Annotated in this window: 14 protein-coding genes; 7 read left to right on the forward strand and 7 right to left on the reverse strand. The window is 36.9% G+C overall.

The window, feature by feature from the left end; genetic code table 11:
• Positions 1-54 precede the first annotated feature (54 nt).
• Positions 55-690 (forward strand): peroxiredoxin, encoded by a 636-nt coding sequence (locus EHQ43_RS00785; protein ID WP_135742675.1) that lies wholly within the window; start codon positions 55-57, stop codon positions 688-690.
• 48 nt (positions 691-738) lie between these two features.
• Positions 739-1,155 carry an OsmC family protein gene (locus tag EHQ43_RS00790; protein ID WP_135742674.1) on the forward strand — a complete coding sequence of 139 codons (417 nt, stop codon included), beginning with the start codon at positions 739-741 and terminating at the stop codon, positions 1,153-1,155.
• 54 nt (positions 1,156-1,209) lie between these two features.
• Here the strand turns inward: EHQ43_RS00790 and EHQ43_RS00795 are convergent, their stop codons facing one another.
• The 3 genes from EHQ43_RS00795 to dinB form a co-directional block, all read right to left on the reverse strand.
• Entirely contained in the window at positions 1,210-1,968 is a 759-nt protein-coding gene (locus tag EHQ43_RS00795) for a DUF547 domain-containing protein (protein ID WP_135742673.1), read from the reverse strand.
• 68 nt (positions 1,969-2,036) lie between these two features.
• Complete coding sequence (locus EHQ43_RS00800; protein WP_135753799.1) at positions 2,037-2,738, reverse strand: alpha/beta hydrolase; 702 nt, start codon at positions 2,736-2,738, stop codon at positions 2,037-2,039.
• Positions 2,739-2,741: 3 nt separating this feature from the next.
• The gene (gene dinB, locus EHQ43_RS00805) at positions 2,742-3,818 is read right to left on the reverse strand and encodes a DNA polymerase IV (RefSeq protein WP_135742671.1); all 1,077 of its coding nucleotides are present in this window, start codon (positions 3,816-3,818) and stop codon (positions 2,742-2,744) included.
• 71 nt (positions 3,819-3,889) lie between these two features.
• Between dinB and EHQ43_RS00810 the strand changes: the two genes are divergently transcribed.
• Together EHQ43_RS00810 and EHQ43_RS00815 are read left to right on the forward strand one after the other, a co-directional pair.
• Entirely contained in the window at positions 3,890-5,023 is a 1,134-nt protein-coding gene (locus tag EHQ43_RS00810) for a PP2C family protein-serine/threonine phosphatase (RefSeq protein WP_135742670.1), read from the forward strand.
• The gene (locus EHQ43_RS00815) at positions 5,020-7,014 is read left to right on the forward strand and encodes a PAS domain-containing sensor histidine kinase (RefSeq protein WP_135769889.1); all 1,995 of its coding nucleotides are present in this window, start codon (positions 5,020-5,022) and stop codon (positions 7,012-7,014) included. The genes EHQ43_RS00810 and EHQ43_RS00815 overlap by 4 nt, the downstream gene beginning before the upstream one ends.
• 4 nt (positions 7,015-7,018) lie before the next feature.
• On the opposite strand, the gene EHQ43_RS00820 is transcribed toward EHQ43_RS00815, so the two are convergent.
• Together EHQ43_RS00820 and EHQ43_RS00825 are read right to left on the reverse strand one after the other, a co-directional pair.
• Positions 7,019-7,414 (reverse strand): ExbD/TolR family protein, encoded by a 396-nt coding sequence (locus EHQ43_RS00820; protein ID WP_135742668.1) that lies wholly within the window; start codon positions 7,412-7,414, stop codon positions 7,019-7,021.
• Positions 7,411-7,875 carry a MotA/TolQ/ExbB proton channel family protein gene (locus EHQ43_RS00825; protein ID WP_135742667.1) on the reverse strand — a complete coding sequence of 155 codons (465 nt, stop codon included), beginning with the start codon at positions 7,873-7,875 and terminating at the stop codon, positions 7,411-7,413. Before EHQ43_RS00825 ends, EHQ43_RS00820 begins: the two co-directional genes overlap by 4 nt.
• Before the next feature lie 16 nt (positions 7,876-7,891).
• Between EHQ43_RS00825 and EHQ43_RS00830 the strand changes: the two genes are divergently transcribed.
• The 3 genes from EHQ43_RS00830 (at position 7,892) to EHQ43_RS00840 (ending at position 12,028) form a co-directional block, all read left to right on the forward strand.
• Positions 7,892-8,623 carry a ubiquinone/menaquinone biosynthesis methyltransferase gene (locus tag EHQ43_RS00830; RefSeq protein ID WP_135769890.1) on the forward strand — a complete coding sequence of 244 codons (732 nt, stop codon included), beginning with the start codon at positions 7,892-7,894 and terminating at the stop codon, positions 8,621-8,623.
• A gap of 167 nt (positions 8,624-8,790) precedes the next feature.
• Positions 8,791-10,557, forward strand: a complete 1,767-nt coding sequence (locus EHQ43_RS00835; RefSeq protein ID WP_135769891.1) for an LruC domain-containing protein — start codon at positions 8,791-8,793, stop codon at positions 10,555-10,557.
• Between the two features lie 64 nt (positions 10,558-10,621).
• Positions 10,622-12,028 carry a phosphopantetheine-binding protein gene (locus EHQ43_RS00840; protein WP_135769892.1) on the forward strand — a complete coding sequence of 469 codons (1,407 nt, stop codon included), beginning with the start codon at positions 10,622-10,624 and terminating at the stop codon, positions 12,026-12,028.
• 60 nt (positions 12,029-12,088) lie between these two features.
• On the opposite strand, the gene EHQ43_RS00845 is transcribed toward EHQ43_RS00840, so the two are convergent.
• Both EHQ43_RS00845 and EHQ43_RS00850 read right to left on the reverse strand, forming a co-directional pair.
• Positions 12,089-12,460: a PAS domain-containing protein gene (locus tag EHQ43_RS00845; protein WP_135742664.1), complete on the reverse strand. Its 372-nt coding sequence runs from the start codon at positions 12,458-12,460 to the stop codon at positions 12,089-12,091.
• Positions 12,461-12,484: 24 nt separating this feature from the next.
• A complete protein-coding gene (locus tag EHQ43_RS00850) occupies positions 12,485-12,889 on the reverse strand; it encodes a hypothetical protein (RefSeq protein WP_135753795.1) in 405 nt (134 codons plus the stop codon).
• Positions 12,890-12,961: the final 72 nt, after the last annotated feature.

The following is a 12,961-nucleotide window of genomic DNA, read 5'->3' on the forward strand; positions in this document are numbered from 1 at the left end:
TTGGGGATATAGTTTCAATATTGGGAAGTAATAGACCCTATAGGAGAAACATCCATGGCACTACGACTCGGCGATGAAGCACCCAATTTCCAAGCGGAAACTTCGGAAGGTAAAATTGACTTCCATGAATACTTAGGACAAAGTTGGGGGATTTTATTTTCCCACCCAAAAGATTACACTCCAGTTTGTACGACTGAATTAGGTTATGTGGCAAAAATCAAACCTGAGTTTGAAAAAAGAAATGTGAAAGTGATCGCATTATCGGTTGACCCAGTCGATAGCCATAAAGGTTGGATCTCTGACATCAACGAGACACAAAACACGAATGTTAACTACCCAATCATTGCGGATGCAGATAAAAAAGTATCCAATTTGTACGATATGATTCACCCAAATGCAAGTGAGACAACCACTGTGCGTTCCGTATTTGTTGTGGGTCCAGATAAAAAAGTAAAACTAACTTTGACCTATCCTGCATCTACAGGTAGAAATTTTGATGAGTTACTTCGTGTGATTGACTCTTTACAACTCACATCGCAGTTCAGTGTCGCAACGCCTGCGAATTGGAAAGATGGAGAAGATACAATCATCGTGCCTTCTGTCACAGATGAAGATGCGAAGAAAAAATTTCCAAAAGGATTCAGAACCATCAAACCTTATTTACGATACACTCCACAACCGAATAAATAGTGGAAAGTGGCGGGGACTAAACCCCGCCATTTATCGGTAAAAAAGATTATGCATATCCATTTAAAACGAATCGAATCCCCTTTTGTTCTCGAAGTTACCAACGAATCAGGAAATTCAATAAAGATTGATGCCTCACCAGAGATTGGTGGTAAAAATTCAGGACCAAGACCAATGGAACTTTTGATCATGGGGCTTGCCGGTTGTAGTAGCATTGATGTATTGATGATCTTAAATAAACATCGCATTGAAGTGAAAGATTATTCTGTGGATGTTGAAGCAGACCGAGAAAAAGTTGGTGAAGCCAATCTTTTCAAAAACATCCACATGAAGTTTTTTGTAAAAGGAGATTTCCAAGAATCTCAAGTAAAACGTGCAATTGATTTGAGTTTAGAGAAGTATTGTTCCGTAGCAAAAACTTTAGAAAAAACAGCTTCCATTACATACGAATTTGTATTAGTTCCCTAAATTTTTCTCTCACGTTCGTATCCAATCAAAGAAGCCTATTCAGTTAAAATAACTTTATTTTTGTTCGTTAAGATCCCAATTGTACTCATTGTAAATGATTTTGGCATCTGGTTTAATTGTGTCTTCAAACCCATCTTGGATAAATTGAATCAAACTTGTTTTTTTTGTAAAATCAGGTTGGAACCAATTGAAAATTTTACTTAAATACAAAGTGTTCGATGCTTTATCATAAGAATTTTTTTTAGGATTTTTTAAGAATCCAATCTTTGCAGATTGTAATTGTTTCTCTAATAAAGATGGATTGTACGCCTCTGAGAGTAAATTGGGACACCCAATCGATGCACAAACAATCGCAAAGTGAATACGAGGTTCTGCAAAATCTTTTCTCAATTTTTCATGTTCAATCCAATCTAGGTGTCTGGACTTCCCTAATAAACTAAAGAATTCTTTTTTCCATGGAATGCCACGAGCTAAATTGATTTTTGAAATTGGAGATCCAATGTCAGTTATACTATCTATTGGGTAATGGTCGATTATGAGTTTCACTGTAAATGCATTGTATGCATTTATCAAAAAACTCATTTTTTCTTTATCTGAAAATGACTGGTATTGGTTTTCCGAAACTTTTGTTAGAGTTTCAAGATATCCATTCAAGGTTGTGGAATCGGTGATAAAACCTTTGTAAGAGACAAGGCCATTTTTAACGTGTTTTTTAAGTAATAAATCCCAAACACTATGTTTGTGATCAAAGTTTTGTGCAAACAAAGTTTGGGACATACCCAAAACCAAAAAGAGACTTACTAAATGTTTCATAACAACCATCCGTAACTTAGACAGAAACGTTTTTCAGATGACACTTTAAATTTTACCGGGGGAAACAATTAAGATAAACTGTTTAAATACCGACTGATCCCTTGGACAACGGGACTTGGGATTTCATGCCCACCAGAAAATGCGATGAATTCCCCTAAGAGACCCGAATTCCGAAGTAATTTTTCTAATTTTTTCGCATTCGCATAACCTAATATAGGATCATACTCCCCATGAGATTGGAAAAAACGAAGATTTGCCTTTTTAGGAGCCAATTCTTTCCAAAGGGATTCATTCACCAAAGCTCCTGATAGGATCATCAGTCCTTTGGAAGTTTTTTCATTTCGGAGTGTAATGTCTGTGGCTAACATGGCACCTTGGGAAAATCCACCAAGGATCAATTGGTTCCAAGGAACTCCAAGCGCCTCTAACATCAAATAAGCGGAAGCTCTTGCGATATCCATTCCTTCGGGGTCTTTGTCAGCAAAATTACGAAAATCATTTTTTCGGATGGCTTCTTCTAAAGCAGCCATATCAATTGGGAACCATGCTCTACCAGAATATCCAGGCATGAGAGGTATACTCAAATGGCCATGAGGGAAAACCCAATTGAATTTTTGATCGGTAACAAGGACTTCATGGATCGGATACAAATCAAATGCACTGGCACCATAACCGTGGAACAAAACGACTGTCGGTGCATCAGGATCACCTTTTACACGTAATACTTTTAAAGGTCCTAAAGATTCTAAATCATTTTCATCATCTAACATATATTATCCGAACAAAGAGGGTTGGTCTCCTCTTATTTCTTTTTCATTAAAATTGGTGACAGATAATCCCAAAAGGCGAATTTTTTTGGGAGGATCAAAATTATCTTTCCAGACATTTGCCAACAAGTTCGAGGATTGTTGGAAAAGATTGTCTGCCAAGTAGAAAACGGAATCAGAGGTAAGCGATTTTTGTTTTACGGTGAAATCTTCAAACTTTACTTTTAAAGTCAGAGTTTTTCCTTTTTTGTTTTTTTTCAGCATCCTTACTTCGAGTTCTTTTGCAAGAGTCTCCAAGGTCAGTAAAAAATAAGAAAAATCATCTGAATCGTGAGTAAACGTAGTCTCAACACCAATAGATTTTGGATCCCTAAATGGAATCACTTCCCTATCATCGATCCCTCGCGCCATTCTATAAAAAACAGCTCCCATTTTACCAAATTCCTTCAAAAGGAAAGACTCATCTGCCAATCGTAAATCTTTACCATTTGAAAAGCCCAATTGTCGGAATTTCTCATACGTTTTTTTTCCAATTCCAAAAAATTGATAAAGAGGGAGAGCATCTAAAAATGAAATTTCTTCTCCTGGCAAAACAACATAAAGACCATTGGGTTTGTTTTTTTCCGATGCCATCTTCGCCAAAAACTTGTTTGTTGCGACTCCTGCTGAACATGTAAGCGAAGTACGTTCCCATATTTTTTTTCTAATTTCTTTTGCGATTGTACTCGCAAGTGGGATATTTGGAATATTTGTCGTGACATCTAAATATGCTTCGTCAAGAGAAAGTGGTTCCACAAGTTCTGTGTATTCTAAAAAGATGGAACGAATTTCTTTAGAGACAGATTTATAAACTTCAAATCTCGGTGGGGTAAAAATAGCGTCGGGACAAAGTTTGTATGCTTGGTAACAAGAAATCGCTGAACGAATTCCAAATTTTCTCGCTTCATAACTTGCAGCACAAACGACTCCTCTAGAATGCGGAGAACCACCTACCACTACAGGTTTCCCTCTCATTTCTGGGAAATCGCGTTGTTCGACTGATGCATAAAATGCATCCATATCAATGTGGATGATTTTTCTCATTTGTGATTTGAAACTAGTATCATTTAAAAAAATCTTGCCAAAAGGTTTTTGTAAACCATCCTTTTTGCATAGTGAATTCTAAATTAGCCACAAAAATTTTAGTTGTAGATGACAATGAAACCAATATGGAAATCATCACCCATATTTTACTTGGCCAAGGATTCGAAGTTGCCGTAGCTTATGATGGCGAATATGCTTTAGAACTCGCTGAAGTTTTAGATTTTGATTTGATTTTACTCGATATTCTTTTGCCAGGGATCAGTGGTCTTGAAGTTGCCAAACGACTTTTATCAATGGAACGGCATAAAAACACTCCCATTCTTTTCTTATCTGCTTTAAATGAAACAAGTGATATTGTCAAAGGTCTCGAAACAGGAGCTGTTGATTATATTACCAAACCCTTCCAGGAATCTGAAATATTAGCAAGGATACGCACACATATCAAAATTAAAACATTAGAAAAAGAACGCATTGATTTATTATATGCCATTCAAAAAGATTTGGAACTTGCAAAAACAAACCAAGAAAAATTGGTCACGTTCCAATTCCCTCCTTCCCCATTATATGAAATTTACACATCATACAAACCTATGGACTTAGTAGGAGGAGACCTAATAACTTATGATGTTTTACCATCAGGAGACTTGGACATTTTATTTGGTGATGTGACTGGTCATGGCATTGCTGCTGCGATGGTTTCGCTAATGGCAATCATCACCTTCAAAACAATGAACAAATCATTTTTGTCACCTAGTGAATGTTTGTTTTGGATACATAATACATTAACACCACTCATTAGTACCCATTTTATCAGTGCTGTTTATATAAGATACCGTGCCGAAGAAAATTTATTATCTTTTTCAATGGCAGGCCACCACCATATGTTTTTACTTCGTGATCATAAAATCAAAAAGTTAGGTACAAAAGGATTTTGTCTTATGATGTTTCCTGATATGCTTAACACAAACAACGAGGACATTATATTACAATCGGGAGACCGATTATTTTTATTTTCCGATGGTATGTTTGAAGTTCCAAATCAAAAAGAAGATTATTTAGGAGATCAAAAATTCTCTGAGATCGTCGAAAAAAATATCCAACTCCCATCCAGACAGTTTTTAGATTCTATCTCCGAGGAAGTGCTGCAGTTTTCTGAAGGGAAGGTCGCAGATGATATGACAATGTTATTATTAGAAGTGAAATGATAGACCAAATCATCGCCATATGCATTGCTTCCACTCTTTTGTTTTATGCATACTTTTATCATAATGCATATAGAAGAGAAAAAAAACTTAGGCAAATATTATTTCGAAAAAATCTTACGAACTCTGAAGAGATTGAACGTGTTATACGCGAAAAGGAAAAACAATACCAAGACATTTATGATACTGCAAACTCAATTATCATACGATGGAGTCCAGATTTCCGAATTCATTCTGTAAACCCATATGCTGAAGAATTTTTTCAAATTGCAAAAGACCAAGTGGAAGGTAAAGATTTAGTTTTAGATTTGTTCCGGATTCAATTTGAAAAGTCGAATGAAATTAAATCTTTACTTTGGAATATCTTTCACAGACCAGAACAAAATATCCGACAAGAATTTGATGTGTATGTTGGAAGTGATGACAAAAGAACTGTTACTTGGTCAAATCGTATTTTAAAAAATGAGTTTGGTTACCCTTATGAAGTATTATCTATAGGAATTGATATCACAAATCGTAAAATTGCTGAAGAAAATCTTATGAAATCTTATGAAAGGATTTTGGACTTATATAACAATGCTCCTTGTGGTTATCACTCACTTGACAAGGACAATGTTGTTGTTTCAATCAACGATACTGAACTTGATTGGTTAGGCTATTCTAGAGAAGAAATTGTCGGAAATTTACGAATCAATGATTTATTAACACCCAGTAGTTATGAAAAATTTGAACAGATTGTACATTCTTTTCCTCATGAAAACTTAACAGGAGTAGAATTAGAATTCGTACGCAAAGATCAATCGACATTTTTTGTCAGTTTGAATTCGATTCCAACTTTTGATAAAAATGGAATCTTTGTCATAAGCAAATCAACAGTTTTTGATATCACTGATCGAAAAATAGCTGAAGATAAGTTAAACGACTACTCCCAAAAAATCCAATTACAAAACAAACGACTCCAAAAAGCAGTGGAGGCTGCGATAAAGGCAAACCAATCCAAATCGGTCTTTTTTTCGAAAATCACTCACGAGTTACGTACTCCACTACATGCAGTCATAGGTTTTTCACAAATTTTAGAAAAGGATCCAAATCTACCAGAACATTTAAAAGGGTATGTCAACTCATTGTATGAAAATGGAGTCCATCTACTTGGTATGATCAATGATATATTAGATCTTTCTAAAATAGAAGCAGGGAAAATGACAGAAACTAGAGAAAAGTTTTCTCTTGTGCAATTATGGGATACTTTATTTTCAATGTTTTCATACCGATTTGCTGAAAAAAATATCCAATTTGAACTATTACATCCAGAAACCATTGAAAATAAATATTACGAAGCTGATTTACAAAAAATCAGACAAATTTTGGTAAATTTACTTGGGAATGCTTTAAAATTCACCAACCAAGGATTTGTAAACATGGAAATCCAAACCAAGTATGGACTGGAACCTAACATTGATTTGGTAAAATTTATTGTTAAAGATTCGGGAATTGGAATTCCACGTGACCAACTCCATTCTATTTTTGAAGCTTTCCAACAAACCGAACAAGGAAGTTCTTACCAAGAAGGGACAGGTTTGGGGCTTTCCATCTCGCATCAGTTAGTTGATTTTTTAGGCGGGACTATCCAAGTTGAAAGTGATCTCAATAAAGGTTCTACATTTGTTTTTGAGTTACCTTTAAATCATTTACAAGACATCCCCATTGAACTGCTTCAGAAATCAAAAATTGGCCCTACAGATTCAAAGGAAGTTTGGCATATAACGAAAGCAGATGATACAGAGAAAGAATTTGTTCAAAACTTTTTAAACTCAAAAGAAAATCCATTTAAAAATGAAATTTTAATGATGATCAAAATCCAAAACTTTGGTCAATTATTACAACTACTTGGGACAATCCCATTCGATGATAAAGGCAAAACTATCCTTTTAGAAAAAGTAAAAAACAAACGATACAAATTTTTAATTGATTTGGTTCAATCTACGTCTAGTTAGATAGTTATTCTTTTTTTGTTTTAATGTCTATTTTTAGGTATTTTTTTGATTTTAGGATATCTGTAACTTGAACAAAGGTTCCGAATTCAGTATGTTGGTCCACTTCTAAACTGACACCAAGATTACCATCGGTATTCATTTCTAAAGAATTGGCAAAGGTTTCAATATCCATTTTGATTTGATTTTTGTATAATTCCCCATTTGATTTGAGTTGGATTCTTAATGGAATTGATTCTGTACCAAATTGATCTGTTTTCGATTTTGGTAAATCAATGGAAATGGTTGAGGTTGGTTCTGTAAAACGAACCGCTAACATTAAAAAAATGAGTAGGATAAACAAAACATCAATCAAACTACTGATATCGATTGAGGTCTCTTGTTTTGGCTTTCTAACTCTCATTGGATTTTAGAATGGTCTTTGATAATTAATTCAGAAATATATCGTATTTTGTTCTCAATGACTCGGTGAAAAAAAAGAGAAGGAATCGCCACAAGTAATCCGGCAATGGTAGTGTTCAATGCATCTTTGATTCCATGAGCGAGTACTTCCAAACTTACCTTCCCTTGGGCTTCCATTTCACCAAAAGCCGTGCTAATCCCAATCACAGTACCTAATAAACCTAGTAACATCGAAAGAGATGCAATTGTTGGAAACCATAGGGCAATGCGTTCTAAGGGAGAAAAAAATAAATCCAATTCATCTTCGGTTGGAAGATTTGGAAAATAGGTATTTCTTGATTCCTTGGATTCCAATTTTCGAAAACCGAGGGTCAATCGTAAAAAATAGGCAAATGAAAGGATCGAAAAAGAGAAAAGAAGGATAAAAATCAAAATTGCGGGAATTGAAAATGTCCAATTCATGGATGTATCGACCTCTATGAACCAATACAAACTGCCATCCCAAGAAAAGAAACCGGAATATGTTAGAAATAATTTTGATGGGATCGCCAAAGCCTATGATCGCTTCAATGATTGGAATAGTTTTTTCCTCCACCGGATCTGGAAGGATTGGGTGGTAAAAGAAGCAAAAAAAGTCGTCCCCACTGCCAAGTCTGCCTTAGATCTATGTTGTGGGACAGGTGACATCACTTATAGGCTCTCCATTGATCCAAACCTAGAATCCGTCGTAGGGCTCGATTTCTCGGAACAAATGTTGTCGTATGCCTTTCCGAAAATAGATGGAAAATCCCATGTCAAACTCCTTGTGGGGGATGCGATGGACCTAAAACAATTCTCAGAGGGAAGTTTTGACATTGTGACCATGGGCTTTGGATTGAGGAATGTCTCTGATTTAAAACTATGCCTTTTAGAAATCAAACGAGTGTTAAAGAAAGGTGGAGTGTTTGTGAATTTGGATGTGGGTCGAGTGAGACCTCAATTCCTCAAAATCTTTGCTGATTTTTACTTTTTCAAAATTGTACCTATTTTCGGGTATTTGTTATATGGGAAACAAAACGAGATGTTTGATTACCTTCCTCATTCTTCCAAAACTTACCCAGACCAAGAAACTCTCTCCCAAATTTTAACGGAGCTTGGTTTCCAAGAAGTCCGGTTCCAAAATTTTGTATTTGGAAACGCAGTGGCACATGTTGCAAAAAAGGAAGTTTGATGGTTTTTTGAACAATTATGTCTAATCGCTGTGAATGGATTTACTTTTTTTGAATTCTGTTCGTACTTCCCCCCAAAAATCCCATGGATTTCCCTAATTTTTTCCAAAAGAACGTTGATTATTTTCAGTATTTGTCGTTCAATCCACTATACAGGTAGGAAAAATATATGAAACGATGGATCATTCTTTTGGTGCTCCCCCTCCCCCTTTTTCTAGTGGATTGCTCCAATAAGAAAAAAGGAATGTTATTACTCCCCTTTTTAGGGCTTGGAGATGGCGCAACGCAAGCAAACACTGCATCAGCAAATAATGGCAATGGAACCTTCACAGTTGTCGGACTCGAAACAACTGACCCAGGCCAAGTGGCAACACCTGAGACAAACTCGGGCGATGGTGAGACAAATAATGCGGAAACTCCTTCGGTAGTAACTCCAACGCCAGCAGCGCCTCCAACACCGGCTCCGACTACCGTTAACAATGAAACAACAACAACGGTTGTAGACCAAACAAACGGTGGAGATTTTAATTTTGAAACAAATATTACAGTTCCAGTTACGGTTGTGATCGTAAACGAATCAGGACCTGTTACCAACGCACCAGTGACTGTCACTGAATCCATTACGACTGGAGAACCCAATGTCGTTGGAGTGGGAACCACTGACGGAAATGGATCTGTAACGATCCCAATCAGTGTCCCTCCTACCGTGGTTTCTGTTGATATCAGTATTATTGGAGTGAATCCAACAACTGGCGAAGTAGAAGAGATCGTTGGGTCTGCACCCATCCAACAACCTGCAACGGGAACTGGTTCTGAAGGGACTGTTGTAGTGGCACCAGTTGTGAACGTAGACACAACCAATTTCCAACCTGTGAATGGTTGTGTGCAAGCGGTTGACTCAGACTGTGACGGAATCGCAAACAATTTCGATGAATTTCCAGATGATCCAAGTTTAGCAACAGTTGCTCGCTCTGGTCGTTATACAATTGCGTTTGAGGACATGTTCCCTTCTGCAGGAGATGCTGACTTAAACGACCATTCAACTGTGTTTAGCACTGAGATGGACAAAACTCCATCTAACAAAGTAAAAACGATTCGTGGGACTTACACACATGTGGCAAAAGGTGCTGGATACAATCATGAGTTAAGACTATCTCTTGATGTTCCAACGAATGCAACTGTGCAAGTGAGTTATCTGGACGGACAAGGAAATCCTTGGAATGGTTGTGCTTCCGCTTCCAAATACACTGCAAACACTGCAGGAGACTGTACTGGTGGAACTCTCACAGCTGCCCAACTCAAACGAGGTGTTTTAATCCTCCCTAGCTCTGATAAAACATTGTTCGGAAAGAAAAATGCACCATCTGCTGGATCTACCTTTACAATCAATGACTTTGTAAGAGGGGTCACAGCTCAAGTTACAATTACCTTTGAAGAACCAATAGATCTCAATGCAACGAAGAACCTAGTAGGTGGACATTTAAACTACTTCTTAGCCATCAACCAAAAGACAGATGGTGTGTTTAGACAAATCTACCGTCCGGGTTATTTCAAAGATGCAAGTGGTAAAGATGCCTTCTTGGATAAAAATGGTTTCCCATGGGCGATCATTGTTCCAGGTGTTTTCAATCACCCAACTGAAGGGGCTGATATTCGAAATCAATCAACTTCTGGTTACATTTTCTTCAATTCTTGGATGAACTCGAATGGTGTGGCTCATAAAGATTGGTATTTGCATATTGATCAAATCCCTGCGGCAAACAGACCATCCTATGTGGTTCGTGTCAGTGATTTCTATTCAGACAATGGATTTACCGCTTACTTAATCAAAGCAGTTCGCAAGAATGCATTTGAAGTTTCAGCAAGTCTCATTGTTGTGGGAGCAGCTCTCGGTTTTCTCATGAAACGAAAAATGGGAAATCCTAAAGCCGCTTAAAAACAAACCTACCTTTACTAAAGAAATCCTTCCTCCTAAACCTAGGGGGGAGGATTTTTGTTTTATGGCCTCCCTCTTACGGTTCGCTGACACAGATTATTTTCTTTCAGGCAAATTCTTCGAAGACTTAGAATCAGATCAACCCATCCTTGTCGACCCTCTCTGGAAAGGGACGGCACTCGAAAAACAATTATTGTTTTCCAACCTCCCGCAAAATGGAAATCCAAAATCTTTTGGTTTGGTAACATCTGGTTCCACTGGTTCTCCTAAATTGGTTTGGAAACAATGGATAGAAATCCAAAATGAATTGGATGTATGGCTCTCAGAACCTGAGATACAATCTTTCTTCCAAGGTATCAAAAAAATCGAAGTGCAAGTCCCCCTTTGCCATTTGTATGGATTCCTTTGGGGGTATCTCATTCCAAAGGCTCTAGATATCCCTATCCATGTCGGACCAAATCCAACCACGATACCGAACAAACTTTGGATCACTTCTGCTCCTCATTTACAACTAACAGCTACCAATGGCCTGGAACTACCGGAACGTGCGATTGTTTCTGGGATGAAATTCCCAGTCCCCCTAGCCCGTGAGTTACGAGAGAGAGGCAAAATTTCCATTTTAGAAATTTATGGTTCTACAGAAACAGGTGGGATGGGTTACCGAGATCCACTCAGACAAAATCGATTTTTATTTTTAAAAGATATTCAATTCACATTTCAAACATTAGGTGAAGAAAATGAACTTTTAGTCAAAAGTCCATTTGTTTCAAAACGATATGATACCTTTGAGGCCAACACATGGGTGACCCATACGTTACAACCAAATTCCTATTATGCGACTGGAGATTTAGGAGAAAATTCTGAACTTGGTTTTTATTTAATGGGAAGGAAAGACCGAATCATAAAACACAAAGGCAAACGAGTTTCTCTCGATCGAATTGAATCAGAAATCTTAGGATTACCATTGGATGGTATATTTGTTTGTGTTCCAGTCCTTCATGAATCGGGAGATACCATCGGGTTGTTCACAAATTCAGCTACCCCAGTGGACCAAATTTACCATACATTACGAAATGAACTCCCATCTAGCCATATCCCTCGTGTCATTCTAAGGCAAAACTCTATTCCCAAACTTCCAAATGGAAAAATTGATTACCAAATCATCACAAAACTCTGTTTAGATGAATTTTCGCGGCTGAAATCCATGGAAGATAAAGGCAAAGAATTTTTTGAGATTAATTCCGAAACAACGGTCTCTGCTATTTTAAAGTCAATTTTAGGATACGTCCCAAAATCGGACCAACATTTGATTTATGACTGTGGAATGGATTCCATACTGTTCACTGAGTTGTTTCTGAAATTAGAGAAAAAAATTGGAGCAAAAATCCCAGAAGAAGATAAACAAACTAGTTTTTTTGTAAGTCTTTCTGGGATCGAAGGGTATTTAAATGAAAAGATTTATTTACAATGAAAAGAAAGGAGATGAATTCTCTCCTGTCTCTTCCGATTTCTAGTCACAATGTTTTTGTTTTTATCTGAGTTTGACAAAAATCCAATTGGTATTGGAAGTTTTGTCGTGGTACAAATGGATCACAACATTCGTTGGTTTCATTTTGTAGGTAAATACATAATTGAATGCAATGTCCAAATCTCCAGAAATCATACCCTCTTTGAAACGACCATAGAAAATACGATTATTGGTACAAATGGCAACTTCTGTAAAAAAGTTTTTACCGACTGCTGTTTGGATCGGAACATTTGCAAGTTCTGATTCGTATTTGTTATACAATAAAATTTTCCCAGATTCGTCCACTTTGACAATTCCAAACGGATAAGCATCTGCATCTGTTTGGCCAAGTGTTCCGAGTTTTCCTAAAATATTTGGGTCTATAAATTTGCTCATTAATTTGATTCCTATCGAATGTTTTTAAGTTTCGTATTCTGAATACATCGAGTTCAGCTGATCTTCCATTCCACGGATGAGGGCAATTACCTCAGCAATGGAACTTGTTTTGGTATGTTGCAACAAAAACTCTTTTTCTGCATAGAGATCCGAGATTTGTTCTTCTATCGAGTCCAACTCTATAGAGTTTGACGATTGGTCTGTGACTTTTGTCAGAGAAATTTCTTTTTCTGCATATAAGTCTTCCACTTGCATCACCAAATCTTTTGTGACTTCGATGAGGCTTGTCACATCCTCTGCCCCTCTGACTTGGTTGCGAACCAACTCATTGATCCAATAGATGACAGAATTTTGTGATTTTGCTTTTTCTAAACGTAATCGTTCAGAGAGCGGGTAATGTTCTTCGATTTCCCTTTTCGTGAATATCATAGTCTAAGCATTAGATGTATTTTTTCTCAAATTTACTCGATAAAAATTAAGATACATGAAAAAAAATAGGGA

Origin of the sequence: Leptospira bouyouniensis, from assembly GCF_004769525.1 — a bacterium.
Classification (GTDB): Bacteria; Spirochaetota; Leptospiria; order Leptospirales; family Leptospiraceae; genus Leptospira_A; species Leptospira_A bouyouniensis.

What these genes read in the sequence shown, in the direction of transcription:
- EHQ43_RS00785 (WP_135742675.1), top strand. Translation starts at nt 55, where the DNA reads ATGGCACTACGACTCGGCGATGAAGCACCCAATTTCCAAGCGGAAACT.
- EHQ43_RS00790 (WP_135742674.1), top strand. Translation starts at nt 739, where the DNA reads ATGCATATCCATTTAAAACGAATCGAATCCCCTTTTGTTCTCGAAGTT.
- EHQ43_RS00795 (WP_135742673.1), bottom strand. Translation starts at nt 1,968, where the DNA reads ATGAAACATTTAGTAAGTCTCTTTTTGGTTTTGGGTATGTCCCAAACT.
- EHQ43_RS00800 (WP_135753799.1), bottom strand. Translation starts at nt 2,738, where the DNA reads ATGTTAGATGATGAAAATGATTTAGAATCTTTAGGACCTTTAAAAGTA.
- dinB (WP_135742671.1), bottom strand. Translation starts at nt 3,818, where the DNA reads ATGAGAAAAATCATCCACATTGATATGGATGCATTTTATGCATCAGTC.
- EHQ43_RS00815 (WP_135769889.1), top strand. Translation starts at nt 5,020, where the DNA reads ATGATAGACCAAATCATCGCCATATGCATTGCTTCCACTCTTTTGTTT.
- EHQ43_RS00820 (WP_135742668.1), bottom strand. Translation starts at nt 7,414, where the DNA reads ATGAGAGTTAGAAAGCCAAAACAAGAGACCTCAATCGATATCAGTAGT.
- EHQ43_RS00825 (WP_135742667.1), bottom strand. Translation starts at nt 7,875, where the DNA reads ATGAATTGGACATTTTCAATTCCCGCAATTTTGATTTTTATCCTTCTT.
- EHQ43_RS00830 (WP_135769890.1), top strand. Translation starts at nt 7,892, where the DNA reads ATGAACCAATACAAACTGCCATCCCAAGAAAAGAAACCGGAATATGTT.
- EHQ43_RS00835 (WP_135769891.1), top strand. Translation starts at nt 8,791, where the DNA reads ATGAAACGATGGATCATTCTTTTGGTGCTCCCCCTCCCCCTTTTTCTA.
- EHQ43_RS00840 (WP_135769892.1), top strand. Translation starts at nt 10,622, where the DNA reads ATGGCCTCCCTCTTACGGTTCGCTGACACAGATTATTTTCTTTCAGGC.
- EHQ43_RS00845 (WP_135742664.1), bottom strand. Translation starts at nt 12,460, where the DNA reads ATGAGCAAATTTATAGACCCAAATATTTTAGGAAAACTCGGAACACTT.
- EHQ43_RS00850 (WP_135753795.1), bottom strand. Translation starts at nt 12,889, where the DNA reads ATGATATTCACGAAAAGGGAAATCGAAGAACATTACCCGCTCTCTGAA.